Source organism: Ferrimonas balearica, from assembly GCF_019802055.1.
Classification (GTDB): Bacteria; Pseudomonadota; Gammaproteobacteria; order Enterobacterales; family Shewanellaceae; genus Ferrimonas; species Ferrimonas balearica_A.
Window position 1 is genome coordinate 152,803 of sequence record NZ_JAHVHW010000011.1, and the last position, 25,478, is coordinate 178,280.

The following is a 25,478-nucleotide window of genomic DNA, read 5'->3' on the forward strand; positions in this document are numbered from 1 at the left end:
GCACCGCCCGGACAAGCCGGGCGGTGGAGAGGATTACTGAGCCAGCACCTGATCCAAGTGGTTGGCGAAGGGACGAGGGCCCATAAATCCGGTGACGCGGAGTTGGCTGAGCTCCTCCCCTTGCGGAGTAAAGAACAGCAGGGTGGGCAGGCCCAGCACCTGGTACGCTTCAAGCAGTTCAATGTCCAGCTTGTCGTTGGCAGTCACATCGGCCTGCAGCAGCACCATCTTATCGGTACGGGCGGTCACTTCCGGTTGAGGGAAGGTCTTGTGCTCGAACTCCTTACAGGCGACACACCAGTCGGCATAGAGGTCCAGCATCACGGTTTTGCCTTCGGCACCGGCTTTGGCCACTTCCCGCTCCAGATCTTCCAGCGTCTTCACCTTAATGAACTGCACCGAGTGCTGAGCACTGGCCAGGGTTTCACCACGGTTCATCACGGCGTGGAAGCCATAGGAAACGCTGGCGAACAGACCCAGCACAATCACCACGTTGCGGACGGTCTGCATCCAGGTGAACGTCGTCTTCTTGTTCTGATGCAGCAGGTAACCGGCCAGAGCAACACCCCAAACGGCCCAGATCACGTCCATCACGGTGCCGGGCCAGAGTCGATCCAGCATCATGATGGAGACCGCGATCAGCAGGAAGCCGAACACGTGCTTGATGGTTTCCATCCAGGCGCCAGCGCGGGGCAGCAGCTTACCGCCGGAGGTCCCGAGGAGAAGCAGCGGCAGGCCCATACCCATGGAGAGGGCATACAGGGCCAGACCACCCAGCATCAGGTCGCCACTCTGGGCAACGTAGATCAGGGCGCCTGAGAGCGGGGCGGTGGTGCAAGGCGATGCCACCAGACCGGAGATCAGACCCATCACGAAGACGCCGACAAAGGAGCCGCCCTTCTGCTGGTTCTGCGCATTGGTCAATTTGCCCTGCAGGCTGGAGGGCAGTTGCAGGTTATAGAGGCCAAACATCGACAGAGAGAGCACCGCAAACAGGGTTGCCAGACCGATCAGTACGGTGGGGCTTTGCAGTGCAGCCTGATACTTCATGCCAGCGGAGGCGACCACCAGACCCAACAGGGAGTAAGTCAGTGCCATCCCCTGGACATAGGTCATGGAGAGGGCGAACGCCTTACCGGTGGAGAGCTTCTTGCCCTGACCCGCGATGATGCCGGTCAGGATGGGATACATGGGGAACACACAGGGTGTGAACGCCAGCAGGATGCCAAGGCCGAAGAAGGTCAGCAGCGGCAGCAGCAAGCCGTCACCGGCGAGCATGGCGGCCAGGCCATCCTGTTGGGTTTGCGGCGTCATCGGGGCACCGGTGGCACCGGCCAGCACGCCGTCATTGGGCGCGACGGCACTCAGATACACGGTCTGCTTGGTGGGCGGGTAACACAGCACCTTATCCAGACAACCCTGGTAGGTGACGGTGACCGCCGCATCCCCTTCCGCATTCAGCACCGGAATGGTCAGGGTGACGTTGTCGAAGTAGACCGGCTGGTCGCCGAAGAACTCATCGTAGTGGTTGACCGGAGCGGGGTACTGGATCGGACCCAGCTCGGCACTGCCCTCCACCTCGACACTGAGAACAAACTTCTCCTGATAGAGATAGTACTGATCGCCAGCCATCTCCCAGGTCAGTTGCAGGGCGTTATCCTGCTGGCGGAAGTCAAACAGGTAGGCCTGATCCACCGGCAGTACCTTCGGCTCCTGCTTGAGGAAGGAGAAGTTGGCAAAGGCGCTCAGGCTCAACAGGCCCAGAAGCGGTAGAAGCAGTAGTCTAGTCAGAGTCTTGGTCATGGCTGGCAGTGTTGGTTAATCCATTCCAGATAGGGACGATGGCCCCATTCAACGGGCAGCGCCAGCATCTCCGGCACCTCATAAGGATGGTGTTCCTTAATGCAGGCTTCCAGCGCTGGCAGGCAGTCTGCCCGGGTTTTCAGCACAAGCTGAACCTCGCTGTCCCGGCACAGTTCTCCCTGCCACTGGTAGAGCGAGGTGATGCCGGGTAACAGGTTAACGCAGGCGACCAGATTCTGGCTCAACAGCCGCTCTGCCAGCTGCTCAGCGCTGGCGTTGTCCGGGCAGGTGCAGAGCACCACGCAAGCGGACCCGGTGTGGGCAGATTGGTCTGAAGGCACCGCGTTACCTATCGATGGCTAGGGTTGGCTGCTTACTGTACGTGACTTTGAGAGTCGGCGCACAGGCTTATGTAACAGGACATGATCCCGGCTTGAAAACAGACCGCATCTCCCCCATTAGAGTTTCAGAACTGACCCAAAAATGTGAGGCCTGTGTGCTCTTTTACCTGTTTTTGCTCTTTGCTGTGATGCCCATCGTCGAGATCTATGTGTTGATCCAGGTGGGCAACGCCTTTGGCGCGCTGACCACCATCGGCCTGGTGTTGTTGACCGCCGCTCTGGGGGCATCGCTGGTGCGCAGTCAGGGGCTCAGTACCCTGATGTCGGTGCAGACCCGCCTGAATCAGGGGGAGATCCCCGGCCAGCAGATTGTGGAAGGGATGCTGCTGGCGGTGGCGGGTGTCCTGCTGGTGACGCCGGGTTTTGTTACTGACTTTATCGGCCTGCTGATTCTGACTCCGGCCACCCGGGCACCGATTGCCGCCGCGCTGCTGAAGCGGATGCAGCTGAAAGTGGTGCAGGGGCAGGGTTTCTCAGCAGGCTTTGGTGGCGACTTCCAGAATCCGCAGGGCCCGTTTGGGGGGACACAACAGGGTCCCTTCCGTCAGGGTGGCCAGGATGACGGTCGTACCATCGATGGCGACTTTGAGCGTAAAGAGTGACGGACGCCGGGCCGCAACAGACAGCAAGGGGACGCGTTGGCGTCCCCTTTTTCGATTCAGCGTACCAGTGGCGCCAGCGAAGGCTCCGTCAATTGGCGGGCCAGCATATAGCAGGCGGCCCCCATCAACAGATTGGCCAGCGGAATGGCGAGGATGATCCCCTCCACACCAAACCACTGACTGCCGAGCCAGGCGGCGGGCAGAAGCAGCAGTCCAAGGCGGGAGAGGTTGAGGCCAAGGGCGCTCATGGGGCGATGGTAGGCGTTCAGCGACATCGCCAGCAGAATCACTACCCCCAGCGCGCCATAGGCGGCAGGTACCCAGCGCAGATACAGAGTCAGGTAGTGCACCACGGTGGCGTCGGTGCTGAACACCCCAGCGATATGGGGGGCCAGGGGCCACAGCAGCAGATAGATACCCAACTGGGCCACCAGCACCACATGCAGACTGCCCATCAGCGCCCGGGCGGCGCGCTCGGTTTGGCCCGCCCCCAGGTTTTGGGCAATAAAGGGGGTGAGTGCGCCACACAGCGCCGTCACCAGGATCAGCAGCAGGGATTCGATTCGGGTACCGGCACCGAAAGCCGCGACCGCGTGGGTATCCATCCGCGCCAGCATGGCGATCAGCACCGCATTGGCCAGCGGGTTCAGCAGGTTGGAGAGGGTGGCTGGACGTGCAATGTGCAGCATCATGCGCCAGTGTCCGCGCAGGCGATCCAGATTGATTCGGGTCAGCAGGTGGTGGCGGGCGGTCAGCATATACAGCGCCACCACAAAGGTGAGGATCCAGGAGAGGACCGTCGCGATGGCTGCCCCCTGCATCTCCAGCCGGGGGAAGGGGCCAATGCCAAAGATCAGCAGCGGATCCAGCACCGCATTCACCAGCGCGGCGACGGCGGTGACCAGCGCCGGGGTAAAGGTGTTGCCCGTTGCCCGTAACGCCTGGTTACCCACCATCGGCAGCACCAGGAAGCCGACGCCCAGGTACCAGATCAACATGTAGTCGTGCACCAGCGCCAGCAGGGCATCATCGGCGCCCAAAAGCCGGAACAGGGGATCAATGGTGAGGGCGCCGCCAAGGGCAAACAGGGTGACGACCACAATGGTCAGCAGCAGACCGTGACTGACAAATTGGCGCCCCTGAGCCCGGTCTCCCTCTCCCAGCAGGCGTCCAAGTTGGGCGCTCATGGCGGCACCCAGGCCGAGGGCCACCGAGGAGACCACCAGGGTCACGGGGAAGGTCAGACTCAATGCGGCCAGAGGCTTAGCGCCAAGACGGCTGATAAAGAAAGTGTCAGTCAGGTGGTAGAGCAGGAGGCTCAGCACGGCAAACAGGTTCGGCAGAGCCAGCCGGGATAGGGTTCCGGCGATGGATCCGCTGAGCAAGTCGTGCTCTCGATGCATCCTGACTCCTGTTCAAATACTGACGACAACTGCCAGGTTACGGCAAGGCGGGCATGGTAACAGTGGCCAATGCCCCACCCAAGAAAAAAAATTTGCTCCCGCCCCCTTGTATTGGGTTTGAGGCTGCCCCATATAGAGGAGCAACTGCAGCGTGTCTGCGTCTTTCTACTTGAATTAATCAACACGGAAACGTTTTGAGGAGAAATCAAAGATGAACATCCGTCCGTTGCATGATCGTGTAATCGTTAAGCGCATTGAGGTGGAAACCACCTCCGCCGGTGGCATCGTCCTGACTGGCAGCGCCGCAGAGAAATCCACCCGTGGTGAGGTGCTGGCCGTGGGCAATGGTCGCATTCTGGAAAACGGTGAAGTGAAAGCCCTGGACGTGAAGATCGGCGATACCGTGATCTTCAACGAAGGCTACGGCGTGAAGACTGAGAAAGTGGACGGTCAGGAAGTGCTGATCATGTCCGAGTCCGACATCCTGGCGATCGTCGAATAAGTTCAATCGATTTCGAAGCTTAGAGGGAAAGAATAATGGCTGCTAAAGACGTAAAGTTTGGCAATGACGCTCGCGTAAAAATGCTGAAGGGTGTGAACATCCTGGCTGACGCAGTGAAAGTGACCCTGGGCCCGAAAGGCCGCAACGTGGTACTGGACAAGTCCTTCGGTGCCCCGACCATCACCAAAGACGGTGTGTCCGTAGCGAAAGAGATCGAACTGGAAGACAAGTTCGAGAACATGGGCGCCCAGATGGTGAAAGAAGTGGCGTCCAAGGCGAACGACGAAGCCGGTGATGGCACCACCACTGCCACCGTACTGGCTCAGGCCATCGTTAACGAAGGCCTGAAAGCCGTTGCCGCTGGCATGAACCCGATGGACCTGAAGCGCGGCATCGACAAAGCCGTTGTGGCTGCCGTTGAAGAGCTGAAGGCTCTGGCCGTACCCTGCACCGATTCCAAAGCGATCGCTCAGGTGGGCACCATCTCCGCCAACTCCGACACCTCCATCGGTGAGATCATCGCGACCGCCATGGAAAAAGTGGGTCAGGAAGGCGTGATTACCGTCGAGGAAGGCCAGGCTCTGGAAAACGAGCTGGACGTGGTTGAAGGTATGCAGTTTGACCGCGGCTACCTGTCTCCCTACTTCATCAACAACGCCGAGAACGGCACCGTGGAACTGGATTCTCCGTTCATCCTGCTGGTGGACAAGAAGATCTCCAACATCCGCGAACTGCTGCCGATCCTGGAAGGCCTGACCAAAGCGGGCAAGCCTCTGCTGATCGTGGCCGAAGATGTGGAAGGCGAAGCCCTTGCCACTCTGGTTGTGAACAACATGCGTGGCATCGTGAAAGTGGCTGCCGTTAAAGCCCCGGGCTTTGGCGACCGTCGCAAGGCGATGCTGCAGGATATCGCTATCCTGACCGGCGGTACCGTTATCTCTGAAGAGATCGGTCTGGAGCTGGAAAAAGCCACCCTGGAAGATCTGGGTAACGCCAAGCGCGTTGTGATCACCAAAGACAACACCACCATCATCGACGGTGTGGGTGAAGAAGATCAGATCAAGGGCCGTGTGGCTCAGATCAAACAGCAGATCGAAGAGTCCACCTCTGACTACGACAAAGAGAAGCTGCAAGAGCGCATGGCCAAACTGGCTGGCGGTGTTGCTGTGATCAAGGTTGGCGCTGCCACCGAAGTCGAAATGAAAGAGAAGAAAGCTCGCGTAGAAGATGCTCTGCACGCCACTCGCGCTGCGGTGGAAGAGGGCGTGGTTGCTGGTGGTGGTACCGCTCTGGTTCGCGTTGCGGCCAAGATTACCGACCTGACCGGTGACAACGAAGAGCAGAACGTGGGCATCAAGCTGGCTCTGCGCGCAATGGAAGCTCCGCTGCGTCAGATCGCTTACAACGCCGGTGTTGAATCCTCCGTGATCGCCAACCAGGTGCGTGACGGCTCCGGTAACTACGGCTACAACGCCGGTACCGGTGTGTTCGGCGACATGCTGGAGATGGGCATTCTGGATCCGACCAAGGTAACCCGCTCTGCACTGCAGTTCGCGGCTTCCGTAGCTGGCCTGATGATCACCACCGAAGCGATGGTGACCGACCTGCCGAAGGAAGAAGCAGCCCCGGATATGGGCGGCATGGGCGGCATGGGTGGCATGGGCGGCATGATGTAATCTGCCGGCTGCCAGCCAACCGCAAAAAACGGGCACTTCGGTGCCCGTTTTTTATTGTACTGCCAAATGGACTGGACCCTTGTCTGAACCGATTTTGAATCGGCCGCTTTTTGTACCATGATTTTTTGAATCTTTTTTGCTCTACTGCTTCTAAGTCAATGAATGCACACCACTGTGCCGTGAGGAGTTGGCAAATGAGAAGAATGATTTGGCTCGCAATCGCGTTGTTTACGGGTTCCGCGATGGCGGAGGACGCCCCGAAGTGGCCTACCCAGGATGGCGATGTCACGGTGATCTGGCAGGAGCCTGATAACTATCGTGATGTAAAGGCGGGCTCTGGCGTGCAGTCTCGTTACCAGAATCATGTGTTCGCCACTTTAGGCAAGCATCTGCAGAAGTCGATTGAACCGCTCCTGGCTGAAGGGGAAACCATCACCATTACGGTAACGGATCTGGACCTGGCCGGGGACGTCCGCCCCTCCTTTGGCGCCACGCCAAATGATATTCGCATCGTGAAGAGCGTGTACCCGCCCCGCATTGAGTTCAGTTATGAAGTGAAGGCGGCGGATGGCAGCGTGAAGGTTGTCGGAGAGGAGAAGATTGCGGATCTGGGCTTTGATACCCGCTCCACCACCCGCTACCGCAACGACACATTGCGTTATGAGATGCGGATGCTGGATGACTGGGTTGACCGGACGCTGAAGCCCCAGCTTTAAGATTGCGCCAACAAAAAAGCCGCTGAAAAGCGGCTTTTTTTACGTTGTTACCCTTTTACCTGCTGACGCAACTTTAGCCTTTGAGCTGCTGACGCAACTGGGCCAGAGTACTCAGCACCAGTTCCAGCTGCTGGACCATCTGGGGCAGTGCCTCGGCATTGGGCTCCGCTTCGAAGCGACTCAGGGTGTCCGCCAGTTCCTGTACGTAAGGCACAAAGCGGCTGGCCTGGGTGTTGAATCCGGCGTCTTCGCGGAAAATGGCGCTGAACTTGCCCTTGCCGTCCTGCTGCAGGCCATCGAGCAGGGCATCGGCATCCACCGCTTGTCGGTAAGCGGCCTGAAGGCTCTGACGGTACTGTTCAATTACGGTGTCGAAAGACATCTTCTGTCCTGTAAGCTGGTGTTGGAAAATCGCCACAGTATAACCAAAAAGCCCCCGTCGCTGACGACGGAGGCGGATAGTTAGGGAGATCTTATGCGCGCCTGGCTGCTCTTGCTGCTGTTTCCGTTTGCCCTTTGGGCTGCCCCGGAGGACCGTCCGCCCTTCTATCAGGTGCAGGCCCACGGCCACACGGCCTGGTTACTGGGCACCATCCATGTGGGCTCGAAAGATTTCTATCCTCTGCCATCTCAGGTGGAGGACGCGTTCTCCCACTCTCAGATCCTGGCGCTGGAAGCGGATCCCAATGACCCTCAGGTGCCCACGCTGCTGGCGCGCTATGGTCGCGCCGAAGCTCCGCTGCCCGCGCCACTGGCGAAGCAGGTCAGCGCCCTTTGCCAGACCCTGGCCATCCCTTGCGATCTCAATACCAGCCCCTGGCTGCTCAGTGCCCAGCTGGCGATGTTCCAGATGATGCAGGCGGGCTATTCGCCCGACCTGGGAGTGGACAGCATGCTGCTCTCCCGTAAGGGACAGAAGCCTTTGTGGCAGCTGGAGAGCATGGGGCGGCAGATGGCGATCTTTACCGAACTGAGTCAGGACGCGCAGCTGGCCATGCTGGAAGCCACGCTGGAGGATGCAGATCCCGCTGAGTTGATTGATGCCTGGCGCGGCGGCGATGCTCAGGTGCTGGATGCGTTAATGCGCGAGGGACTGTCCGATTCCGATGAGTTGTGGCAGCGGCTGATGGTGGATCGCAATCACGACATGGCGGGCACCATTGGTGACTGGCTGCTGCGGCAAGATGGTATTTTTATCGCGGTTGGCGCGGGCCACCTGGTGGGGCCGGACGGGATCCCGGCGCTGCTGAAACAGGCCGGGCTCCAGGTTAAGGATTGCTGGCAGGCGCACTGCCAACTGCCCTGAATGGGCTCAACGCAGTTGCTGATGCAGCCAGACTTCGGCTTCCTCAGCGGCTGCAGCGTCAAAGCCCGGCGCGCGGGGATTGAGAAAGCCGTGGGGCGCATCGCTGATCAGACAGGGGCCCAGTGCACGCAGCGCTTCTTCCTGTTCAGTGACACCGGCGTCATCGCGGCACAGCAGCAGGGCCACCTCGCACTGGGACGTCAGCGGCTGTTGGGGGAGGGCGGAACCATACACCAGCACCGCTTTCTTGATCTTGGCGGCCAGGGGCCCGCTCAGTAGCGGCCAGAGGGCATTGGCGCCCGCGCTGCAGGCCAGGAGAGTAACGGGCGTTTCCGCCTGCTCCAGCATGGTGGCCACCTTCTGTTGATAGGTCGCTTTGCTGCAGCGGTGCAGAAAGTATTGGTAGGCCTGGTTTTCATCTTCAAAGGCGAAGCGCTGGCCACTGTAGGGGTCCAACACCTGCCACTCTGGCGCGACGGAACCGAGGCGCTCAATAAAGGGGTCCAGCGTGGCGTGCTGCCCCCAGATATCGGTGATAAGCCAGTGGGTGGACATGGGGCCTCCTTGCTGCCCGGACAACAGGGCGCCCATCCTACCCAAGCTGTCCCCGCTAAACCAGCTTCAGATCGATGGGGGTTTTACTGGGTTGACCCGCAATCTCTCGAACCAGCCTGGGCACCAGGAATCCCGGCAGGCGGTCGAGTTGGGCGGCCATCAAGCTACGGGCCTCATCCTCTGAGACCTCGAAGTGGGCGGCACCCTGCACCCGGTCCAGCAGATGGAGGTAGTAGGGCAGTACGCCTGCCTCAAACAGCGTTTCTGAGAGTGCCACCAGGGTGTCGGCATTGTCGTTCACCCCTTTAAGCAATACCGCCTGGTTCAGCAGGGTCACACCGGCGGCTTTCAGCCGCGCCAGTCCGGCGACCAACTCCGGTTGCAGTTCGTTAGGGTGGTTGATGTGCAACACCAGCACCACCTGCCAGGGCAGGCTGCTCAGAAGCGTCACCAACTGGTCGGTCACCCGGCTGGGCAGCACCACCGGAAGGCGGCTGTGGATACGCAGGCGCTTAAGGTGGGGCAGGTCGCGGAACTGCTCGAACAGCGCGGCCAGATGATCGTCCCGGGCCATTAACGGGTCGCCCCCGGAGAGCAGCAGTTCATTAATGTTGGTATCCGCTGCGATGTACTGCCTGGCCTGCTCCAGCTCCGCCTGGCCTACCCTGTGGTCGGCGTAGGGGAAGTGGCGACGGAAACAGTAGCGGCAGTTCACCGCGCAGCCGGTGCGCAGCATCAGCAGAACCCGGCTGCGGTACTTGTGCAGCAAGCCCGGCAAAGGGCCATCCTGTTCGCCAATGGGATCCGGCCCGAATCCCGGTACATCAGCAAACTCATCGCCGATCGGCAGCACTTGGCGCAGCAGGGGATCCGCCGGATCGCCCGGAACCATGGCAGCGGCAAAGGGCTTGGGAACCAGCATGGGAAAGAGGCGACGGGCATTGAGGCCGTCACCGAACTGGGCGGGATCCAGGTCCAGTGCGGTCAGCAGTTGCGCGGGCGAGCGATACGCTTCAGCCAGCTCACGCTGCCAGGTGCGGTCAACACCCTGCACAGAGTCGGAATTTCGGGTTATCATTGGGCGGTTAAACTTCAACAGAACTGCTGGAAGAGAGTAAAGATGGCTTCTTACGCAACAAACGAGTTTCGTTCCGGGCTAAAGATAATGCTGGACGGCGAGCCGTGCAACATCATCGAGAACGAGTTCGTTAAGCCGGGCAAAGGCCAAGCCTTTAACCGTGTGAAAATCCGCAAACTGCTGACCGGCAAGGTACTGGAAAAAACCTTTAAATCCGGTGACACCGTTGAAGCGGCTGACGTCATGGACCACGAACTGGCCTATCTCTACAGCGATGGCGAGTTCTGGCACTTCATGAACAACGATACCTTTGAGCAGATCGCTGCTGACGCGAAAGCGATTGGCGACGCCGAGAAGTGGCTGGTGGAGCAGGACGTCTGCACCATCACCGTGTGGGACGGTAACCCGATCACCGTGACCCCGCCGAACTTCGTTGAGCTGGAAGTGACCGAAACTGACCCGGGCCTGAAAGGCGACACTCAGGGCACCGGCGGTAAGCCTGCTACCCTGGCCACCGGTGCTGTAGTTCGTGTACCGCTGTTTATCGCCATCGGTGAAGTGGTGAAAGTGGATACCCGTACCGGTGAGTACGTAGAGCGCGTTCGCAGCAAGTAATCTTTCGCTGCACATCGTTCTGAAAATAGTGGGCTCCGGCCCACTATTTTTGTTTTGAGACACAAATGGGGATGGAGCAATGAGCCAATCCTGGCAACCCACTGCCGACATGGCGGTATTAAAGCAGCGTGCCGCGCTGGTGAGTCGTATCCGGGCGTTCTTCGCGGAACGTGGCGTGTGGGAGGTGGAAACTCCCTGCCTGTCGCAAGCGGCGGTGACCGACGTCCACCTGCACAACTTCCAGACTCACTTTGTTGGCCCGGGCGCGGCACAGGGCCTTCCGCTCTACCTGATGACCTCGCCTGAGTATCACATGAAGCGGATGCTGTGTGCGGGCAGTGGCTCCATCTATCAGCTGTGTCGAAGCTTCCGCAACGAGGAAGCGGGACGGTTCCACAACCCCGAATTCACCATGCTGGAGTGGTACCGGGTTGGGTTTGACCATCATGCCCTGATGGATGAGATGGCGGATCTGCTCCAGACCGTGCTGGATTGCGGCAAACCGGAACGTCTGAGTTACGCCGATGCCTTTGAGAAGGTGCTGGGCTGCAATCCTCTGAGTGCCTCATTAGCCGACCTTCGTGCCCTGTGCCATCAACACGGTATGGGTGACCTGGCGGATAGCGAAGAGGACAGCGATACCCTGCTGCAGCTGTTGTTTGCCACCGTGGTTGAGCCCAACATCGGCCAGCAAGTGCCCGCGATGGTGTTCCATTTCCCCGCCTCCCAGGCGGCACTGGCCCGCATCGACGATGCCGATCCTCGCGTGGCTCGGCGCTTCGAGGTGTATTACAAGGGCGTGGAACTGGCCAACGGGTTCCATGAACTGGCGGACGCCGAAGAGCAGCGAGCCCGCTTTATCGCGGACAATGAGCAACGCCGCCAACATGGCCTGCCGGAGCGTCCCATTGATGAGCATCTGATTGCGGCACTGGCATCGGGACTGCCGGATTGCGCGGGCGTGGCGCTCGGGATAGACCGTCTGGTGATGCTGGCTCTGGACGCAAAAGCCATAAAAGATGTGATCCCCTTCCCAGTTTTTAACGCCTAAGTTACTATTGGGGCCGCCCGGGATGGGCAAGGAAGGACGTTTTTAGGAGAAACGGTGAAGCGTTACCCACGGGTCTCAGCAATGGCGATGGTGTTCTGGCTGCTGGCGATTTCGCTAGCGGCTCCGGCCCATGAGCTGAGCCATGTCCATGACGACATCACCCTTTCCGAACAGTGTGACTTCTTTGCCCACCAGACCCAGCTGCAACAGCTGTTCAGCCATCTCCTTCCAGATCTGGCCACGGTGGTGCCTTTCCGCTGGCAGCCTCTAAGCCTGCCAGCCACCCCGACCGTAAACCCGCTACCCAACTACAGCGCCCGCGCGCCCCCCGCTGATCCTCGAGTTTGATGCGATTCCAACCGGCACCGGATTGTCGGTGTCTGCACTCAATTTCCTAAGGATCAGAAAACATGAAAAATCGGACTACTGTTGCCGTCGGCCTGGCGCTGAGCGGCGTTTCCTCTTTGGCGTTTGCGGCAACCCCCGGAACCCTGACCAACCCCAACATCTCCGTGGTATTGGATGGCTACTACCAGGACGGAGAGCGCCCGCTGGGCGAGCGGGAAGAGGGCTTCGGTCTGGGCCATACCGAACTGGCCCTTTCCGCCGCAATCGATGATCGCTTCTACGGCAAGCTGACCACCGTACTGGAAACACAGGACGGGGAGACGGAGATCGGCCTGGAAGAGGCCTTTATCCAAACCCTGGCGCTGCCCGGCGGACTCTCTGTACGGGCGGGCCGTTTCCTCTCTGATATCGGCTATCTCAACAACCAGCACCTCCACACCGACGCCTTTGTTGAGCGTCCAGCGGCATACCGCGCCTTTCTGGGCGGCCACTACTTTGATGATGGGGTGAGACTCAACTGGGTGGCGCCGACCGACACCTACTGGGAGTTGGGCGGCGAGGTATTCAGTGGCGACCCGCTCCAGGCTGAAGAGTTGGAAGCGCCCGAAACCGTTGGGGTCTATCACCTCTACACCAAGCTTGGCGGGGATATCGGGCTGTCTCACAGCTGGCAGGCGGGTCTCTCTTGGTTGCGCAATGAGAATGGTCAGGGTCATCTGGAGGAGCATGAGCATGTTGAAGCGGCCGAGGAACCGGGCCATGACCATGCCCATGGCGCCCAATTTACCGGGCGGGATCTGTTTAACCTCTCTGCGGTCTACAAGTGGGCCCCGAACGGCAACTACAAGTACAACCACCTGACGGTAAGTGGCGAATACTTCTACCTGGATGCGCCTTTTGAGCATGGCGATCATGGCGAGGAGGAGGGCGCGCCAGAGTACTATGATGGTTGGTACCTGTCCGCGCTGTACCAATTCAATCCAAGCTGGTCTGCCGCAGTGCGCTACGGCGAAATGAACGCCGCCCTGTTTGAGCTGGAAGGGGACCATGGCCATTTCCACGATGCCCGCATCAAGGAAACCGAAGCGATGGTTGCCTGGCACGCCAGCCACTTCTCCACGGTGCGATTGCAGTACACCCATCAGGATGTGACCGAGTTGGGCGACTTTGATGACCACGTGGTCACTCTGCAATACATCATGACCCTGGGGGCTCACGGTGCACATCAATTCTAACGTCACTCATGGCCTGTTTCGGGCTCTGCCAGTGCTGTTGCTGGCGGCCTTGATAATGCTGTGGGCGCCACGCAGCTGGGCTCTGTCGATTTTTGCCTGTGAACCGGAGTACGCCTCACTGGCCAGAGAACTGGCACCGGATGCGACCATCTTCAGTGCGACCACTGCTCTGCAGGATCCTCATCAGGTGCAGGCCCGGCCCAGTTTGATCGCCAAGATGCGGCGGGCGGATCTGGTGGTTTGCGCCGGAGCCGATCTGGAGATTGGCTGGCTGCCGATGCTGCAGATGAAGGCCAATAACCCCAAGGTGCGCGACGGGCAGCTGGGGATGTTTTATGCGTCGGATCAGGTGCAGAACCTGGACCAGCTGGCCAATGTCGATCGCACCATGGGGGATGTGCATGCTCAGGGCAATCCGCACATCCAGTTTTCACCGCAGCGGGTTGCTGCGGTGGCCTCTGCGCTGGCGGCCCGGCTTGCGGAGTTGGATCCTGCGAACAAGGGGGAGTACCTGAGCCATCTTGAAGCGTTTCAGACCCGCTGGGACGTCGCCGTTCCAAAGTGGGAAGCGATGGCAGCGCCCCTCAACGGTAAGAAGGTGATCGCCTACCACACCAGCTTCCGCTACCTGTTTGACTGGCTTGGTATGGAGCAGGTGGGTGATCTGGAACCCAAGCCTGGTCTGGCACCCACCAGCGCGCATCTGGCAACACTGCTGGACCGCACGGCTCAAGGTGACGTTATGGTGGTGGTCTACACCGGCTATCAGGACAGCCGGGGGGCAAAGTGGCTGGCTGAGCGAGCGGATCTCCCTCTGGTGATGCTGCCCTTTGCGCCGGGTGCCGAAGGGGTCGAGGACCTGTTTGACCTGTATGAGCAAGTCATTCAGGGGCTGTTGTCAGTGCAGGGAGGTACGCGCTGATGGATGCGACGCTGATCAGTATCCTGATGCCTGCCATGGCCGCTGGATTGCTGGTGCTGGCCAGTCACGTGGTGATGGGGCGGCAGGTACTGGCCCGCGGCATCATCTTTATCGATCTGGCCCTAGCCCAGATCGCTGCTCTGGGGGCAGTGTTAGCGCACACCCATCATGACCTGGCACACCTGCCCGGGATGACCTGGTTGTTGCCGGCGCTGTTTGCCCTGGCGGGAGCGGGACTGATCGCCGTGCTGGAGCGTCACTATAAGAGTGAGCTGGAGGCGCTGATTGGCTGCCTCTATGTGCTCTCCGCGGTTGCTGCAATGCTGGTGCTGGCTCAGGATCCCCATGGCGGTGAGTTGCTAAAACAGCTGCTGTCCGGCCAGATCCTTTGGACCGACTGGAACAGCCTGGTTTTGCCCGCGTTGGTGACCTTGCTGGTGTTGGGGCTCTTGTTGTGGCGACCAACGCTGCTGCGGGGGCGGGCCTTCTACCCGCTGTTTGCGCTGGTGATCACCATGTCGGTGCCTCTGGTGGGGGTTTATCTGGTGTTCTCCAGCCTGATCCTGCCGGCACTGGCGGTTAACCGTCTGAGCGGAAAGCGGGCCTTGGTCTGGGGCTATGTTACCGGTGTGGTGGGCTACGCCGCAGGCCTCTGGTTGTCCGCAGGGCGAGACCTGCCCTCCGGGGCAACCATTGTCTGCACTCTGGCTGTGGTGGCGGTGGTGGTGCGGATCATCAGCCGCAACCCAACCGCACAGTAAACGAAAAAGGGACGCGGAGGCGTCCCTTTTTACTGCTGAATGGCGAGGGAGGCGGTTACTCCTCCTCATCGATGGTCTGGGTTTGCAGGTAGTTCTGGATCCCGACCTTGTCGATCAGCTCCAACTGAGTTTCCAGCCAGTCCACGTGCTCCTCCTCGTCTTCGAGAATGTCCTCAAACAGGTCCCGACTGACGAAGTCCCGCACCGATTCACAGTAGGCGATCGCTTCACGAAGATCCGGGATTGCATCCATCTCCAGCGCGAGATCGCATTCCAGCATCTCTTTGGTGTGCTCGCCGATGCGGAGCTTGCCGAGGGATTGGAGGTTGGGGAGCCCCTCAAGAAAGAGGATGCGCTCAATCAGGTGATCGGCGTGGTTCATCTCGTCGATCGATTCGTGATACTCCTTGTCGGCAATCCGCTTCAGGCCCCAATCCTTGTACATGCGGGCGTGCAGGAAGTATTGGTTGATGGCAATAAGCTCGTTACCCAGCACCTTATTCAGATGGGCAATCACCTTGGGGTCGGCTTTCATTGGGACGTACCTTGGCTGTGAACATGAGCCAAGCTTAGACAGGGGCGCATAAGGGCGCCACGCGCTGGCGGCGAAAACCGTCAGGCGCGCAGGAGAGGAGAGAAGGTGCCTCAGGCCACTTCGTAGTAGTTCGGAGTCACATCCAGCTGTTGCTGCATCACCTCCAGAGTGGTCTTGATGCACTTGCCGCACTGGGTGCCGACGTTCAGCGCTTTCTGCAGGGACTTAAGATCCACCGCACCGCCTTCCACCGCTTGTTTTACCTGCTTGTCGGTCACGCCGTAGCACACACATACGTACATCGTTGTCTCTGCTGAATCCTGTTCAAGTTAACCAGAGAGTAAATGCAAACGATTCGCATGTCTAATTGCGATTTAGTCCGATTCTGGCCGAACTCCCGGGATGCGGTTATAAAAAACTGTGAGTTGGATCAGATCAGTTCTTACTGTCGGAGGCTTATATGCAAGAGGAACAAAGGGATATGGCGATTCGCCGTTTTTTGAAAGAGGTGGGGATCACCAGTCACCGTGCCCTGACTGATGCTCTGGCCAAGGCGGAGCGGTCCGGAAACCTGTCAGAGGGAGAGCCGGTTCGCTTAACCATGACCCTGACCGCCCCGGAGTTGGGGCTGGAGCATACGGTGACGGGTGAGCTGGATCTTAATAACCCCGAGTGAACTCCACCTGGTTGATCAGGGGCTCATCCCGGCGATATCGCGCCAGATTATCCAGAAACTGAGCGGCGATCTGGTCCGGAAAGCTGGTGGCGGCCACATGGGGGGTAATGGTCACCTTTGGGTGGCCCCACAGCGGTGAGTCGGCGCTCAGCGGCTCCTGCTCGAACACGTCGAGAATGGCGTGAGCCAGACGATTTTGGTCGAGTTGGGTCAGGAGGGCTTCAAGGCAGAGAGTGTGGCCCCGGCCTACGTTGATCAGTACCGCATGCTCAGGCAGCCAGGCCAGAGTCTCGGTGTTGAGAAGGTGGTGGCTTTGAGGCGTATTGGGCAGCACCGACACCAGTACGTCAGCCCGGGGCAGAACCTTGTCCAGAGCGCTAACGGGATGCACTTCATCATAACCGGGGGCCGGGTTGCCGCTGCGGCTGACCCCAGTCACCTTCATGCCAAAGGCGCTGGCCGCCATGGCAATGTGCCGGCCGATGTCCCCTGTGCCCAGCAGCACAAGAGTTTGCCCCTCCAGCGAGCCATAGGGGTGAGGCTGCCACTGTGCGTCCGCTTGCTGCTTGGCGTAGCGGGGCAGTTCCCGCAGTCGGGACAGCAGGTGGGCAAACACGTACTGGGCCATCAGGGGACCAAAGATCCCACGAACATTGGTGAGGGTGTAATCCCGGGGCAGGTCGGGCGCGATCAGAGCATCTACGCCGGCAAAGGTGCTGGCCAGCCAGTCGGGACGGTGCCCCTGTCGCAGCAGTGCCGCGGCCCGGGCGGGCTCGGCCAGCCAGATGGCAGCGCTGTCGGGATCATCGGTGAACTGGCAGGTGCCGAGCCGTTGTTGGTAGGCGATATTGTCGCCAGTCAGCAGCAGAATTTTTTCCATGGGATCCAATGTCCTGATGTTTCTGTCGCTGTAAGATACGGACTGAAACTGACAAGTGAAAGGATCTCTGATGGATTGGCTGTCCGATCTGACCGCGGCCCTGGGCGGCACGCTTTACCCCTATCTCGGTTCCATCGCCACTGCGATGGTGGCCTGCGCCCTGGTGGTGTTGCATGGTGACATCCAGAGCTTTATCCGAGCCCGCATCCGCAACTGGCATTTTCTGCTGAGAACCCTGCTCTATGTCGCGCTGATTGCGTTTGGCTATGGGTTGCTGATCACCGTGGTTGCTCCCTGGCTGGCCACCCAGCTCTCCGGTTTGAGTGCTCATTGGCTGCTGGCGGTGGTGACCCTGACCTTCCTCTTTATCGGCGTCTGGGCGGAGCGTCACCGCCAGATCTGATTCAGCGCCAGCACTGGCCCGGGGGCAGGGTATGGCCCCCCAGCAACTGCCGGGAGTGATCCGGGTAGTTGCTGAATATCCCATCCACACCCAGCGTCGCCATAGCGCGGATGTCTTCCGGTTGATCGACGGTGTAAACAAACACCTTGAGTCCGCGACGATGGGCGTCATCCACCAGCGCCTGATTGACGAAATCCACATCCACATTGATGGAGTCTGCCCCCAGCGCGCTGCCGAAGGCGGCGTAATCCTGTGGCAGGCTGGCGATCAGTGCGCCGATCGCCAGATCGGGCCGGGCGGCTTTGACCCGGGCCAGCAGCGGGTGATGGAAGGAGGAGATTTGGAACTGCTCGGGACGATAGCCGAGCTCCTTTTCAGCGCGCTGCAGAATCGCCAACAGGGGCTCAACGGTGTCGTGGCCTTTCAGCTCCAGGTTGAAATCACAGCGCCCGGCAACCCGCTCCAATACCTGCCATAAGGTTGGCACCCGCTCGCCCTCACCCGCATCCAGCTGGGCCAGAGAGGCCAGGGTTTGGGCGCTCAGCGGCCCTTTGCCGTTGGTGGTTTTGTGGAGATAGCGGTCGTGCAGCACCACCAGGGTGCCCTCGACACACTGCAGGTCCAGTTCGATGGCGTCGGCGCCCAGCGCCAGCGCCTTGTCCATGGCGGCCAGAGTGTTTTCCGGTGCGTGGCCGGAGGCGCCGCGGTGAGCAATGATCAACATGCGATTCTCCCGTTAGCGGATCAGGCCGCTCTCTTTGGCGTCGCCGGAGCGGATATGCAGATCCATCTGCGGGTAGGCCAGTACCACACCCGCTTCGCGGAACTTGGACAGAATCCGCATATGCAGGTCGTGGCGCAACGGCCAGCGCTTGCCCATCTCGTCGGCGTATGCGCGCATCTCGAAGTCCTGGGTGTGGCTGCCAAAGCCACCGAAGTAGATCTCCGGTTCCGGATTCTCCAGTGCCAGCGGGCACTCTTTAACCGCCTGATGCAGCAGGGCTTCCACCAGCGCGGGGTCGGAGTCCCGGGCAACCGAAATTTTCATGGTGATGCGGGTGATGGGGTCGGACAGCGACCAGTTCACCAACTGCTCCGTAATAAACGCCTTGTTGGGGACGATGATCTCTTTTCTGTCCCAATCCACGATGGTGGTGGCGCGGATCTGGATCTTGGAAACGGTGCCGGTCAACTCCCGGATGGTAACGGTATCGCCGATGCGGATCGGCTTCTCAAACAGGATGATGATGCCGGAGATAAAGTTGGCGAAGATCTCCTGCAAGCCAAAGGCCAGGCCGAAGGTGAGCGCCGCAATCAGCCACTGCAGCTTGTTCCAGGCCAGACCCAGCATGGAGAAGGTGACAAACACCCCAACCGTGTAGATCACGTATTTGCTGACGGAGGTGATGGCGAAGCCGGTGCCCGGACTCAATTCCAGCCGCTGCAGCAGCGCCAACTCCAGCAAACCAGGCAGGTTGCGGGCGATCATGGCGGTGAAAACCGCCACCATCACTGCGGTGGCGAAGGACATCAGGGTAATGGGCACCGCCTGTTCCACGCCATCCACCATCTGGGTGCTGGACCAGAGGGTGATCCCCTCCAGGAAGCTGAACATGGCTGAGTGGGTCTGGCTCCACAGCGCGATCAACGACAGGAAGAACGCCAGCACCATCAGGCTGCGCATCAGGCTCAGGGACTGGGTGGAGATGGTGTCCAGATCAATCAGCGGGTCGTCGCCACTTTCCAGCATCCCTTCGGCACTGGAGGCGGGGATCCCCTCTGCTTTCTCCCGCTCACGCTGAGCCAGCGCCTCGGCCCGTTTGGCCTTGGCCCGCTCAAACTGCAAACGCCGACGTTCAATCAGCGTCCAGCGCTTCACCATCAGGTATCCCAGCAGATAGAGCAGGGCAAGTACAACGGTGAGCTGTGCCTGACTCAGCAACTGCTGGGCACTGTAGTAGTAGCCCCTGGCCGCAAGGAACAGCGCCACCAGCGGAACGATGATCAACGCCAGCCAGATCAGTTTTTCCAGCAGGCGACGGCGACCGTTGTGGCCACGGCTGTGATGCAGGTGGTATTGGCCAGCAAATTTGGAGATGCGGCGATAGAAATAGGCGAGCACCAGACAGAGCACCAGGAAGGCCCCCCGTCCCAGGCTGGCTTTGATCATCTCCAGATCCAACGCGTCGGTCATCACTACCAGCAGGATCAGGGGGGTTGCCACCCACAACGACTTTCTCAGGAAGCGCAAAACATGGCTGACCAGCGGCGGGTAGCGTCGGAAGTGGGCGATCATCAGGCCATCCGGACGACTCAGCTGATGAATCGTCCAGTACAGCTGGATGGGCACCGCCACGAACAGCAGGGCTTTGCCAAGTGCCTGCGCGAACAGATGGCCTTCACTGCTGTACAGCAGGGCACCGGCTGCCCAGAGTGGCAATGGCGCCAGGAGACTGAAAGCGGTGGCGGTAAACAGTGAGGCGACACTGGCACTGAAGCGGTCCAGCGTTACGTTACCGATGTAGCGTGCCTGCTGCCCCTGGAGGCGGGCGTAGGGACCCTTAAGCAGATCGGACAGCACCACCACCGCCACCACCAGCACCAGCCAGAGTGACCAGCCGGTGCTGTTGAAGCGAACGGCAGAACGCAACTCGGCGATGCGCTGAGCATCGACCAGCCAACTGATGCTGAGGGCCAGTTCGCCGGTCCAGTTCCGGTCCAGGGGACGGTTGTTGGGCAGCCAGAACAGGTGCTCGTTGATCAGCTTACGGAAGCGCTCGGACTGCAGCGCCAACTGTTCCTGCTGAAGTTTGAGTCGGGTAAGGTCGAGAACCAGTTGCTCATGGGCGTCTATCAGTTGCTCCAGCAGAGAAAGCTGGCGGTCCAACAGCTCCCGAGTCGGATCCTCTTTCGGGATGCTTCGGAGCTGACGCAGCAAGGACTCACGATGCTGCTCGTAGTCATACCGATCCAGGCGGGATTGGCTCAGTTGGCGGCTGCTGGCGCTGTCGGCGGTGGGCTTCTCCAAGCGTTTAAGTTGGCGGATCAGCGCTTCACCAAAGGCGGCACTGCCACCCCCCCACTGCAGTTGCTCCTGGGTTTCACTGAGGTGGGTGGAGAGTTGCTGGTACGCCTGTTCAGCCTGAACCGTCTGGTTGCCCAACTGCTCGAGTCGACCATTGATGCGGGCCAGCGCCCGGGCCAGTTCAGCGTTCTCTTCGCTCATCTGGCTCAATGAGGGATCGCTGCCTGCACGGGGCAGGGTGGTGGTGATCGCTGAGCGGCTCTGGGCCCGGCGCTCGGTGGCGATGGCGTCATTGAGATTGGCCAGACGCTGCTCCAGGGCCACCTGCTGATTGTGTACCAGTCGTTCTCGCAGCTGGATCAGCTGCAGTTGCAGAGGCAGGGCCTTCTGCTCGGTCTGCACGGTTTTCAGAAGCTGGCTGAAATAGCCTTGGCGTGCCTGGCGGATCGCCTCGCTGCCACTGGAGGCCAAGCGCAGTTGCACATTGGCCTGCTGCTCCAGTTGGGGCAGGCTGGCAATGCGTTGACGCATCTCCTTGCGCATCTCGGCCAAAGAGCTGGTGCTGGCTTTAAGCTCCTGCAACTCAAGGTGCACAAGAGAGAGTTGCTGGGCCAACCCCTGACTGGGGTCCACCTCGCTGGAAAGCGTCCGGTTCAACTGGCTTTGCAGCTCAGCCTGACGGACCGGAAACTCGGTGATCAGGTTCTGGTATTGCGCCTGCTCTTTTTCCAGCTGCTGACGTTGGACTTGCCACTGCTCTGCGGTGGTTTGAGTGTTCTCCTGCTTACCGAACGGACTCAGGCGTCGTTCCAGGGAAAAGGGCGCATTGGCCTGGACGCTGACCGCGACCAGAAGGAGGAGCAGGGGCAGAAGGAGACGCCGCATGATGATCCGCGTTTTTGGCAAGAGAGTGACAGTTACGAGCAGCGTCAGTGTAGCGAAGAAAGTTTAAGGTGCCTATGCCGTTAGCGTCGATGTGCCCGTGCTGTCTCATAAAGTGCAGCCGCCAGAATCAATCCCCCCCCGAGCAGGGTCTTGAGGTCGGGCCACTCAGCCAGCAAAAGGGCGGCCAGCACCGTGGCGTAGAGTGGCTGCATACAGGACACCAGGCTGACGGTTTTGGCGCTCAGAGTGCGCAGTGATTGAGACAGCATGGCGTGGGGCAGGGCCGTGAACCCCAGTCCCAGCAGCAACAGCATGCCCCAGTCGGAGTGGCTCATGGCGCCCTGTGGGATCTCGATCCAGGGCAGCAGCATCAGCGCAGCGACCGAGGTTTGGTAAGCCATGGTCTGGGCGCCGGAGTAGTGGGCAAAATAGCGGCGTTGAAGCAGGTTGCGGGCAGTAAACAGCGCCGCGGAGAGCACCCCGAGCAGCACGCCTTGGGTGATGCTGCTGTCCAGGCTGGGAGTGGGCACCAGCAGAGCCACGCCCAACAGAACGATCAGGGCACTGGCCATATCCGCCAGGGCGGGGCGCTGCCCCACCAGAATGGGCTCCACCAGGACCGTCATCACCGGGTAGGTGAAAAAGGCGATCATGCCGATGGCGACCGTGGAGTACTGCATGCCCGCGAAGTAGGTGGCCCAGTGTAAGCCGATCAGCACGCCCAGGCCGACGACAATCAGGTAATCACGTCCACGCTGCAAGCGAGCACGCTTGCCGGTCAGGAAAAGCAGGCTAAAGAGCGCAAGGCCAGCCAGTACCGAACGGAGTGCCGTGATTTCGGTGGCTGGGAGAGGGATCAGTTTGGAGAACAGGGCGGTGCCGCTGAAGAGCAGCACCGCCAGATGGAGCTGAAGGGTCGGGTTCACAACCACGTCCTTGTGCAGTGGGCGTCAGTCGTCCTTAACTTTCGCCATGGCGCGACCCAGACGGGTCATGTCGCCGGGCTCGAAGTCATCATCGAACTCATCCAGCATGCCGCGGCCGAAACAGGCTACAACGGTGCTGCCCAGCTTAAAGCGACCCATCTCTTCCCCTTTCTCCAGGTGAACAGCCTGCTCGCCCTCAGCGGGGTAGTCCCAGGTAAACACCTGGCTGCCGGTCGGCGGGGTGACGGTACCTGCCCACACGGTTTCGATGCTGGCCACGATGGTGGCGCCAACCAGCACCATCGCCAGAGGGCCGTGCTCAGTGTCGAAGATGGTGACCACGCGCTCGTTACGGGCGAACAAGCCCGGTACATTGGCGGTGGTCAGCGGGTTCACTGAGAACAGGTCGCCCGGCACGTAGATCATACGGCGCAGAGTGCCCGCTACCGGCATATGGATGCGGTGGTAGTCCTGGGGAGACAGGTAGATGGTGGCGAAATGGCCCTCTTTGAAGGGCTCCGCATCTTTGTCGTGGCCGCCCAGCAGCTCTTTCAGGCCGAAGTCGTGGCCCTTGGCCTGGAACAGGCGCTCATCGTGGATGCGGCCGCACTGGCTGACCCGGCCGTCGACCGGTTGCAGCAGCAGGTTATCGCCCTCAGCCAAAGGACGCAGCCCCGGCTTGAGGGGACGAGTGAAGAACTCGTTGAAGGTGCGATAGGACTTGGGGTCCTCCTGCACAGCCTCTTCCATCTTGATGTCGTACTGACGGATAAACCACTTGATAAAAGCGGTGGTCAGCGGGCCGGCCTCGGAGGCGGCAAATTTGCCAACCAGTCGGGACAGGGCATGCTTGGGCATTACGTATTGCAGGTTAACTTTCAGTTTGTCCAAAGACACTGGGGCACCTTGAGTTTTACTTGTTGGTTAACGGGTTGCCAAAGTGGCGGTTGGGTTTGTCCGTATTCATGGTTTCCAGAATACGGTGGTAGTTGTCAAATCGCTGCACGCTGATTTGACCGGCTTCTACCGCGGCACGCAAGGCGCAGCCAGGATCATCACCGTGTTTGCAGTCGCGGAACTTGCAGGTGCCGAGCACCTCACGAAACTCCTTGAAGCCCCAGGTGACACGCTCCGGCGCCAGGTGCCAAAGCGCAAACTCCCGTACACCGGGAGAGTCGATCAGGTCACCGCCGTCGGTGAAATGTAACAGACGGGCAGTGGTGGTGGTGTGCTGGCCCAGGCCGGAGGTGCTGGATACATCTCCGATGAGCAACTCGGCGTCAGGCAGCAACTGGTTGATCATGGAGGACTTGCCCACACCAGACTGGCCAACAAAGATGCTGACCTTATCATTGAGACATTCGGCCAGCTCTGCCATCCCTTCGCCTGTCTGGCTGCTCACCAGGTGCATCGGGTAGCCGATCGCTTTGTAGGGCTCAAGAATCTCGTCAACCAGGGCACGGCCCTCGTCATCCAGAAGGTCCACCTTATTAAGCACCAGAACCGGCGGGATCCCGGTGTCCTCTGCGGCGACCAGGTAGCGGTCGATGATCTGAGAGGAGAGCTCCGGTACAACGGCCGATACGATCAGGATCTGGTCGATATTGGCCGCCACCACTTTCAGGCCATCGTAATAGTCCGGACGAGCCAACTGGCTGTGGCGGGGGTGCACTGCCTCAATCACACCTGCGATGCCGGCCATCTGCTCGGCGCCTTTACGCCAGGCAACCAGGTCGCCTACCACCAGGCTGTCGATGGTGCGGCGCAGATTGCAGCGGAAGATCTCACCCTGCTCATCTTCCACATCGGCGTGCTGGCCGAAGCGGCTGATTACCCGTCCGGTCAGTTGCGGCCCCAGGGTATCGTTGTCCCACTGGGGTTCGTCGCCGCCCTTAAGGCGTCGGCTTTGATTGGCCCGTACTCGTCTCAGCTGACCTTTGGTCAGCTTTTTCTTGCCTTTGCTCACGTCGCTCCTGGCGAAATCGGTGTCATCACCCAAATTAGGCCGTATGATACTCCATTCTGATCAAAAAGCCCTTAGCGAGAGGCGTGGATGCCACAACAAGCCACCAATCTGATCTGGATCGATCTGGAGATGACCGGGTTGGATCCCGAAGAGAACACGATCATCGAGATCGCTACCATCGTGACCGACAGCGAGCTGAATGTCCTGGCCGAAGGCCCGGTGCTGGCGGTGCATCAGCCAGAGAGCGAGTTGGCCAAGATGGATGAGTGGAACGTGCGAACCCACGGTAACAGTGGTCTGACGGATCGGGTTCGGGCCAGTAAGGTGGACATGGCGGAAGCGGAGCGGCAGACCCTGGCGTTTCTGGCGCAATGGGTACCCGCTGGGGCGTCGCCTATCTGCGGCAACAGTGTTGGTCAGGACCGTCGCTTCCTGGTGAAGTACATGCCCGACCTGGAAGCGTACTTCCATTACCGCACCATCGATGTGAGTACCGTTAAGGAACTGGTTCGACGCTGGCAGCCGACCCTTTTGGACCAGTTTTCCAAGGCTGGAACCCATCAGGCACTGGACGATATCCGGGAATCCATTGCCGAGTTGTCGTTTTATCGCCGCAAAGTTTTCACTATTTGAGCAGGCGGACGGAAATTGGAAAAAGAGGGGTTGCAGGGCAGAGGTTTTTGCTTATAATGCGCCCTCGCTTGGGACGAATGGCTCAAGCACAGTGAATCGAAGCGGCACTAGCTCAGCTGGTAGAGCGCAACCTTGCCAAGGTTGAGGTCACGAGTTCGAACCTCGTGTGCCGCTCCAATTTCAAAGTCTTCTTTCGGGAAGCAATGCGAAGCGGCACTAGCTCAGTGTGGGTACGGAGAGTAGCGCAACCTTTGGTTGGCCTTACCGACAACACTAAACATGTGCAAAACGAAGCGGCACTAGCTCAGCTGGTAGAGCGCAACCTTGCCAAGGTTGAGGTCACGAGTTCGAACCTCGTGTGCCGCTCCAATTTCAAAGTCTTCTTTCGGGAAGCAATGTGAAGCGGCACTAGCTCAGTGTGGGTACGGAGAGTAGCGCAACCTTTGGTTGGCCTTCCCGACAACACTAAACATGTGCAAAACGAAGCGGCACTAGCTCAGCTGGTAGAGCGCAACCTTGCCAAGGTTGAGGTCACGAGTTCGAACCTCGTGTGCCGCTCCAATTTCAAAGTCTTC

At 59.8% G+C, this 25,478-nt stretch carries 28 protein-coding genes and 3 tRNA genes; 17 read left to right on the forward strand and 14 right to left on the reverse strand.

Annotated elements, in window-relative coordinates; genetic code table 11:
• Nucleotides 1-33: 33 nt before the first annotated feature.
• Nucleotides 34-1,803 (reverse strand): protein-disulfide reductase DsbD, encoded by a 1,770-nt coding sequence (locus KUV52_RS16625; protein ID WP_222527067.1) that lies wholly within the window; start codon nt 1,801-1,803, stop codon nt 34-36.
• Nucleotides 1,800-2,144, reverse strand: a complete 345-nt coding sequence (cutA, locus tag KUV52_RS16630; protein ID WP_222527068.1) for a divalent-cation tolerance protein CutA — start codon at nt 2,142-2,144, stop codon at nt 1,800-1,802. The genes KUV52_RS16625 and cutA overlap by 4 nt, the downstream gene beginning before the upstream one ends.
• 155 nt (nt 2,145-2,299) lie before the next feature.
• On the opposite strand from cutA, the gene KUV52_RS16635 reads away from it, so the two are divergent.
• The gene (locus tag KUV52_RS16635; RefSeq protein WP_222527069.1) at nt 2,300-2,806 is read left to right on the forward strand and encodes an FxsA family protein; all 507 of its coding nucleotides are present in this window, start codon (nt 2,300-2,302) and stop codon (nt 2,804-2,806) included.
• 56 nt (nt 2,807-2,862) lie between these two features.
• Here KUV52_RS16635 and KUV52_RS16640 read toward each other — a convergent pair whose 3' ends face one another.
• Nucleotides 2,863-4,209: an MATE family efflux transporter gene (locus tag KUV52_RS16640; RefSeq protein ID WP_222527070.1), complete on the reverse strand. Its 1,347-nt coding sequence runs from the start codon at nt 4,207-4,209 to the stop codon at nt 2,863-2,865.
• A 211-nt stretch (nt 4,210-4,420) separates the two neighbouring features.
• On the opposite strand from KUV52_RS16640, the gene KUV52_RS16645 reads away from it, so the two are divergent.
• The 3 genes from KUV52_RS16645 (at nt 4,421) to KUV52_RS16655 (ending at nt 7,103) form a co-directional block, all read left to right on the forward strand.
• Nucleotides 4,421-4,711, forward strand: coding sequence for a co-chaperone GroES (locus tag KUV52_RS16645; RefSeq protein WP_222527071.1), 291 nt, complete (start codon nt 4,421-4,423; stop codon nt 4,709-4,711).
• A gap of 35 nt (nt 4,712-4,746) precedes the next feature.
• Nucleotides 4,747-6,387: a chaperonin GroEL gene (gene groL / locus KUV52_RS16650; protein ID WP_222527072.1), complete on the forward strand. Its 1,641-nt coding sequence runs from the start codon at nt 4,747-4,749 to the stop codon at nt 6,385-6,387.
• Nucleotides 6,388-6,581: 194 nt separating this feature from the next.
• Complete coding sequence (locus tag KUV52_RS16655; RefSeq protein WP_222527073.1) at nt 6,582-7,103, forward strand: DUF3016 domain-containing protein; 522 nt, start codon at nt 6,582-6,584, stop codon at nt 7,101-7,103.
• A gap of 73 nt (nt 7,104-7,176) precedes the next feature.
• On the opposite strand, the gene KUV52_RS16660 is transcribed toward KUV52_RS16655, so the two are convergent.
• Nucleotides 7,177-7,485, reverse strand: a complete 309-nt coding sequence (locus tag KUV52_RS16660) for a prephenate dehydrogenase (RefSeq protein ID WP_222527074.1) — start codon at nt 7,483-7,485, stop codon at nt 7,177-7,179.
• Nucleotides 7,486-7,578: 93 nt separating this feature from the next.
• Here KUV52_RS16660 and KUV52_RS16665 point away from each other — a divergent pair, with 93 nt between their 5' ends.
• On the forward strand, nt 7,579-8,409 hold the full coding sequence (locus KUV52_RS16665) for a TraB/GumN family protein (protein WP_222527075.1): 831 nt from the start codon (nt 7,579-7,581) through the stop codon (nt 8,407-8,409).
• A gap of 6 nt (nt 8,410-8,415) precedes the next feature.
• Here the strand turns inward: KUV52_RS16665 and KUV52_RS16670 are convergent, their stop codons facing one another.
• Together KUV52_RS16670 and epmB are read right to left on the reverse strand one after the other, a co-directional pair.
• Nucleotides 8,416-8,964 carry a hypothetical protein gene (locus KUV52_RS16670; RefSeq protein WP_222527076.1) on the reverse strand — a complete coding sequence of 183 codons (549 nt, stop codon included), beginning with the start codon at nt 8,962-8,964 and terminating at the stop codon, nt 8,416-8,418.
• A 55-nt stretch (nt 8,965-9,019) separates the two neighbouring features.
• On the reverse strand, nt 9,020-10,042 hold the full coding sequence (epmB, locus tag KUV52_RS16675) for an EF-P beta-lysylation protein EpmB (protein ID WP_222527077.1): 1,023 nt from the start codon (nt 10,040-10,042) through the stop codon (nt 9,020-9,022).
• A 42-nt stretch (nt 10,043-10,084) separates the two neighbouring features.
• Between epmB and efp the strand changes: the two genes are divergently transcribed.
• The 6 genes from efp (at nt 10,085) to KUV52_RS16705 (ending at nt 14,974) form a co-directional block, all read left to right on the forward strand.
• A complete protein-coding gene (gene efp, locus KUV52_RS16680) occupies nt 10,085-10,657 on the forward strand; it encodes an elongation factor P (protein ID WP_222527078.1) in 573 nt (190 codons plus the stop codon).
• 79 nt (nt 10,658-10,736) lie between these two features.
• Nucleotides 10,737-11,708, forward strand: coding sequence for an elongation factor P--(R)-beta-lysine ligase (gene epmA / locus KUV52_RS16685; RefSeq protein ID WP_222527079.1), 972 nt, complete (start codon nt 10,737-10,739; stop codon nt 11,706-11,708).
• Between the two features lie 54 nt (nt 11,709-11,762).
• Nucleotides 11,763-12,056, forward strand: a complete 294-nt coding sequence (locus tag KUV52_RS16690) for a hypothetical protein (RefSeq protein ID WP_222527080.1) — start codon at nt 11,763-11,765, stop codon at nt 12,054-12,056.
• Nucleotides 12,057-12,118: 62 nt separating this feature from the next.
• The gene (locus KUV52_RS16695) at nt 12,119-13,291 is read left to right on the forward strand and encodes an OprO/OprP family phosphate-selective porin (protein ID WP_222527081.1); all 1,173 of its coding nucleotides are present in this window, start codon (nt 12,119-12,121) and stop codon (nt 13,289-13,291) included.
• Entirely contained in the window at nt 13,275-14,213 is a 939-nt protein-coding gene (locus KUV52_RS16700; protein WP_409996487.1) for a metal ABC transporter solute-binding protein, Zn/Mn family, read from the forward strand. Before KUV52_RS16695 ends, KUV52_RS16700 begins: the two co-directional genes overlap by 17 nt.
• Nucleotides 14,210-14,974, forward strand: coding sequence for a metal ABC transporter permease (locus tag KUV52_RS16705; RefSeq protein WP_222527096.1), 765 nt, complete (start codon nt 14,210-14,212; stop codon nt 14,972-14,974). Before KUV52_RS16700 ends, KUV52_RS16705 begins: the two co-directional genes overlap by 4 nt.
• 55 nt (nt 14,975-15,029) lie before the next feature.
• Here KUV52_RS16705 and bfr read toward each other — a convergent pair whose 3' ends face one another.
• Together bfr and KUV52_RS16715 are read right to left on the reverse strand one after the other, a co-directional pair.
• Nucleotides 15,030-15,509, reverse strand: a complete 480-nt coding sequence (gene bfr / locus KUV52_RS16710) for a bacterioferritin (protein WP_222527082.1) — start codon at nt 15,507-15,509, stop codon at nt 15,030-15,032.
• A 110-nt stretch (nt 15,510-15,619) separates the two neighbouring features.
• Nucleotides 15,620-15,811 carry a bacterioferritin-associated ferredoxin gene (locus KUV52_RS16715; protein WP_222527083.1) on the reverse strand — a complete coding sequence of 64 codons (192 nt, stop codon included), beginning with the start codon at nt 15,809-15,811 and terminating at the stop codon, nt 15,620-15,622.
• 158 nt (nt 15,812-15,969) lie between these two features.
• On the opposite strand from KUV52_RS16715, the gene KUV52_RS16720 reads away from it, so the two are divergent.
• Entirely contained in the window at nt 15,970-16,185 is a 216-nt protein-coding gene (locus tag KUV52_RS16720) for a DUF6494 family protein (RefSeq protein ID WP_222527084.1), read from the forward strand.
• Here KUV52_RS16720 and KUV52_RS16725 read toward each other — a convergent pair.
• Entirely contained in the window at nt 16,169-17,065 is an 897-nt protein-coding gene (locus tag KUV52_RS16725; RefSeq protein WP_222527085.1) for a D-2-hydroxyacid dehydrogenase, read from the reverse strand. The genes KUV52_RS16720 and KUV52_RS16725 overlap by 17 nt on opposite strands.
• A 70-nt stretch (nt 17,066-17,135) precedes the next feature.
• Here KUV52_RS16725 and KUV52_RS16730 point away from each other — a divergent pair, with 70 nt between their 5' ends.
• A complete protein-coding gene (locus KUV52_RS16730; RefSeq protein WP_222527086.1) occupies nt 17,136-17,468 on the forward strand; it encodes a DUF3392 domain-containing protein in 333 nt (110 codons plus the stop codon).
• Nucleotide 17,469: 1 nt separating this feature from the next.
• Here the strand turns inward: KUV52_RS16730 and KUV52_RS16735 are convergent, their stop codons facing one another.
• The 5 genes from KUV52_RS16735 to rsgA all read right to left on the reverse strand — a co-directional run bounded on the left by KUV52_RS16735 (nt 17,470) and on the right by rsgA (nt 24,270).
• A complete protein-coding gene (locus KUV52_RS16735) occupies nt 17,470-18,192 on the reverse strand; it encodes a glycerophosphodiester phosphodiesterase (RefSeq protein WP_222527087.1) in 723 nt (240 codons plus the stop codon).
• A gap of 12 nt (nt 18,193-18,204) precedes the next feature.
• Entirely contained in the window at nt 18,205-21,378 is a 3,174-nt protein-coding gene (locus KUV52_RS16740) for a mechanosensitive ion channel domain-containing protein (protein WP_222527088.1), read from the reverse strand.
• An 80-nt stretch (nt 21,379-21,458) separates the two neighbouring features.
• On the reverse strand, nt 21,459-22,304 hold the full coding sequence (locus KUV52_RS16745; RefSeq protein ID WP_222527089.1) for a DMT family transporter: 846 nt from the start codon (nt 22,302-22,304) through the stop codon (nt 21,459-21,461).
• Nucleotides 22,305-22,328: 24 nt separating this feature from the next.
• Nucleotides 22,329-23,195, reverse strand: coding sequence for an archaetidylserine decarboxylase (gene asd / locus KUV52_RS16750; protein ID WP_222527097.1), 867 nt, complete (start codon nt 23,193-23,195; stop codon nt 22,329-22,331).
• Nucleotides 23,196-23,217: 22 nt separating this feature from the next.
• On the reverse strand, nt 23,218-24,270 hold the full coding sequence (gene rsgA, locus KUV52_RS16755) for a small ribosomal subunit biogenesis GTPase RsgA (protein WP_222527090.1): 1,053 nt from the start codon (nt 24,268-24,270) through the stop codon (nt 23,218-23,220).
• 87 nt (nt 24,271-24,357) lie between these two features.
• On the opposite strand from rsgA, the gene orn reads away from it, so the two are divergent.
• From orn to KUV52_RS16775, 4 genes are all read left to right on the forward strand, one after another.
• Complete coding sequence (gene orn / locus KUV52_RS16760; RefSeq protein WP_222527091.1) at nt 24,358-24,903, forward strand: oligoribonuclease; 546 nt, start codon at nt 24,358-24,360, stop codon at nt 24,901-24,903.
• A gap of 101 nt (nt 24,904-25,004) precedes the next feature.
• Nucleotides 25,005-25,080, forward strand: a tRNA-Gly gene (locus tag KUV52_RS16765).
• Nucleotides 25,081-25,196: 116 nt separating this feature from the next.
• A tRNA-Gly gene (locus tag KUV52_RS16770) sits at nt 25,197-25,272 on the forward strand.
• Between the two features lie 116 nt (nt 25,273-25,388).
• A tRNA-Gly gene (locus KUV52_RS16775) sits at nt 25,389-25,464 on the forward strand.
• The last annotated feature ends 14 nt before the right edge of the window (nt 25,465-25,478 follow it).

What these genes read in the sequence shown, in the direction of transcription:
- KUV52_RS16665 (WP_222527075.1), top strand. Translation starts at nt 7,579, where the DNA reads ATGCGCGCCTGGCTGCTCTTGCTGCTGTTTCCGTTTGCCCTTTGGGCT.
- epmA (WP_222527079.1), top strand. Translation starts at nt 10,737, where the DNA reads ATGAGCCAATCCTGGCAACCCACTGCCGACATGGCGGTATTAAAGCAG.
- KUV52_RS16670 (WP_222527076.1), bottom strand. Translation starts at nt 8,964, where the DNA reads ATGTCCACCCACTGGCTTATCACCGATATCTGGGGGCAGCACGCCACG.
- KUV52_RS16735 (WP_222527087.1), bottom strand. Translation starts at nt 18,192, where the DNA reads ATGTTGATCATTGCTCACCGCGGCGCCTCCGGCCACGCACCGGAAAAC.
- KUV52_RS16660 (WP_222527074.1), bottom strand. Translation starts at nt 7,485, where the DNA reads ATGTCTTTCGACACCGTAATTGAACAGTACCGTCAGAGCCTTCAGGCC.
- groL (WP_222527072.1), top strand. Translation starts at nt 4,747, where the DNA reads ATGGCTGCTAAAGACGTAAAGTTTGGCAATGACGCTCGCGTAAAAATG.
- KUV52_RS16655 (WP_222527073.1), top strand. Translation starts at nt 6,582, where the DNA reads ATGAGAAGAATGATTTGGCTCGCAATCGCGTTGTTTACGGGTTCCGCG.
- efp (WP_222527078.1), top strand. Translation starts at nt 10,085, where the DNA reads ATGGCTTCTTACGCAACAAACGAGTTTCGTTCCGGGCTAAAGATAATG.
- KUV52_RS16645 (WP_222527071.1), top strand. Translation starts at nt 4,421, where the DNA reads ATGAACATCCGTCCGTTGCATGATCGTGTAATCGTTAAGCGCATTGAG.
- KUV52_RS16740 (WP_222527088.1), bottom strand. Translation starts at nt 21,378, where the DNA reads ATGCGGCGTCTCCTTCTGCCCCTGCTCCTCCTTCTGGTCGCGGTCAGC.
- KUV52_RS16730 (WP_222527086.1), top strand. Translation starts at nt 17,136, where the DNA reads ATGGATTGGCTGTCCGATCTGACCGCGGCCCTGGGCGGCACGCTTTAC.
- orn (WP_222527091.1), top strand. Translation starts at nt 24,358, where the DNA reads ATGCCACAACAAGCCACCAATCTGATCTGGATCGATCTGGAGATGACC.
- KUV52_RS16640 (WP_222527070.1), bottom strand. Translation starts at nt 4,209, where the DNA reads ATGCATCGAGAGCACGACTTGCTCAGCGGATCCATCGCCGGAACCCTA.
- KUV52_RS16715 (WP_222527083.1), bottom strand. Translation starts at nt 15,811, where the DNA reads ATGTACGTATGTGTGTGCTACGGCGTGACCGACAAGCAGGTAAAACAA.
- KUV52_RS16695 (WP_222527081.1), top strand. Translation starts at nt 12,119, where the DNA reads ATGAAAAATCGGACTACTGTTGCCGTCGGCCTGGCGCTGAGCGGCGTT.
- KUV52_RS16625 (WP_222527067.1), bottom strand. Translation starts at nt 1,803, where the DNA reads ATGACCAAGACTCTGACTAGACTACTGCTTCTACCGCTTCTGGGCCTG.
- KUV52_RS16720 (WP_222527084.1), top strand. Translation starts at nt 15,970, where the DNA reads ATGCAAGAGGAACAAAGGGATATGGCGATTCGCCGTTTTTTGAAAGAG.
- bfr (WP_222527082.1), bottom strand. Translation starts at nt 15,509, where the DNA reads ATGAAAGCCGACCCCAAGGTGATTGCCCATCTGAATAAGGTGCTGGGT.
- epmB (WP_222527077.1), bottom strand. Translation starts at nt 10,042, where the DNA reads ATGATAACCCGAAATTCCGACTCTGTGCAGGGTGTTGACCGCACCTGG.
- KUV52_RS16725 (WP_222527085.1), bottom strand. Translation starts at nt 17,065, where the DNA reads ATGGAAAAAATTCTGCTGCTGACTGGCGACAATATCGCCTACCAACAA.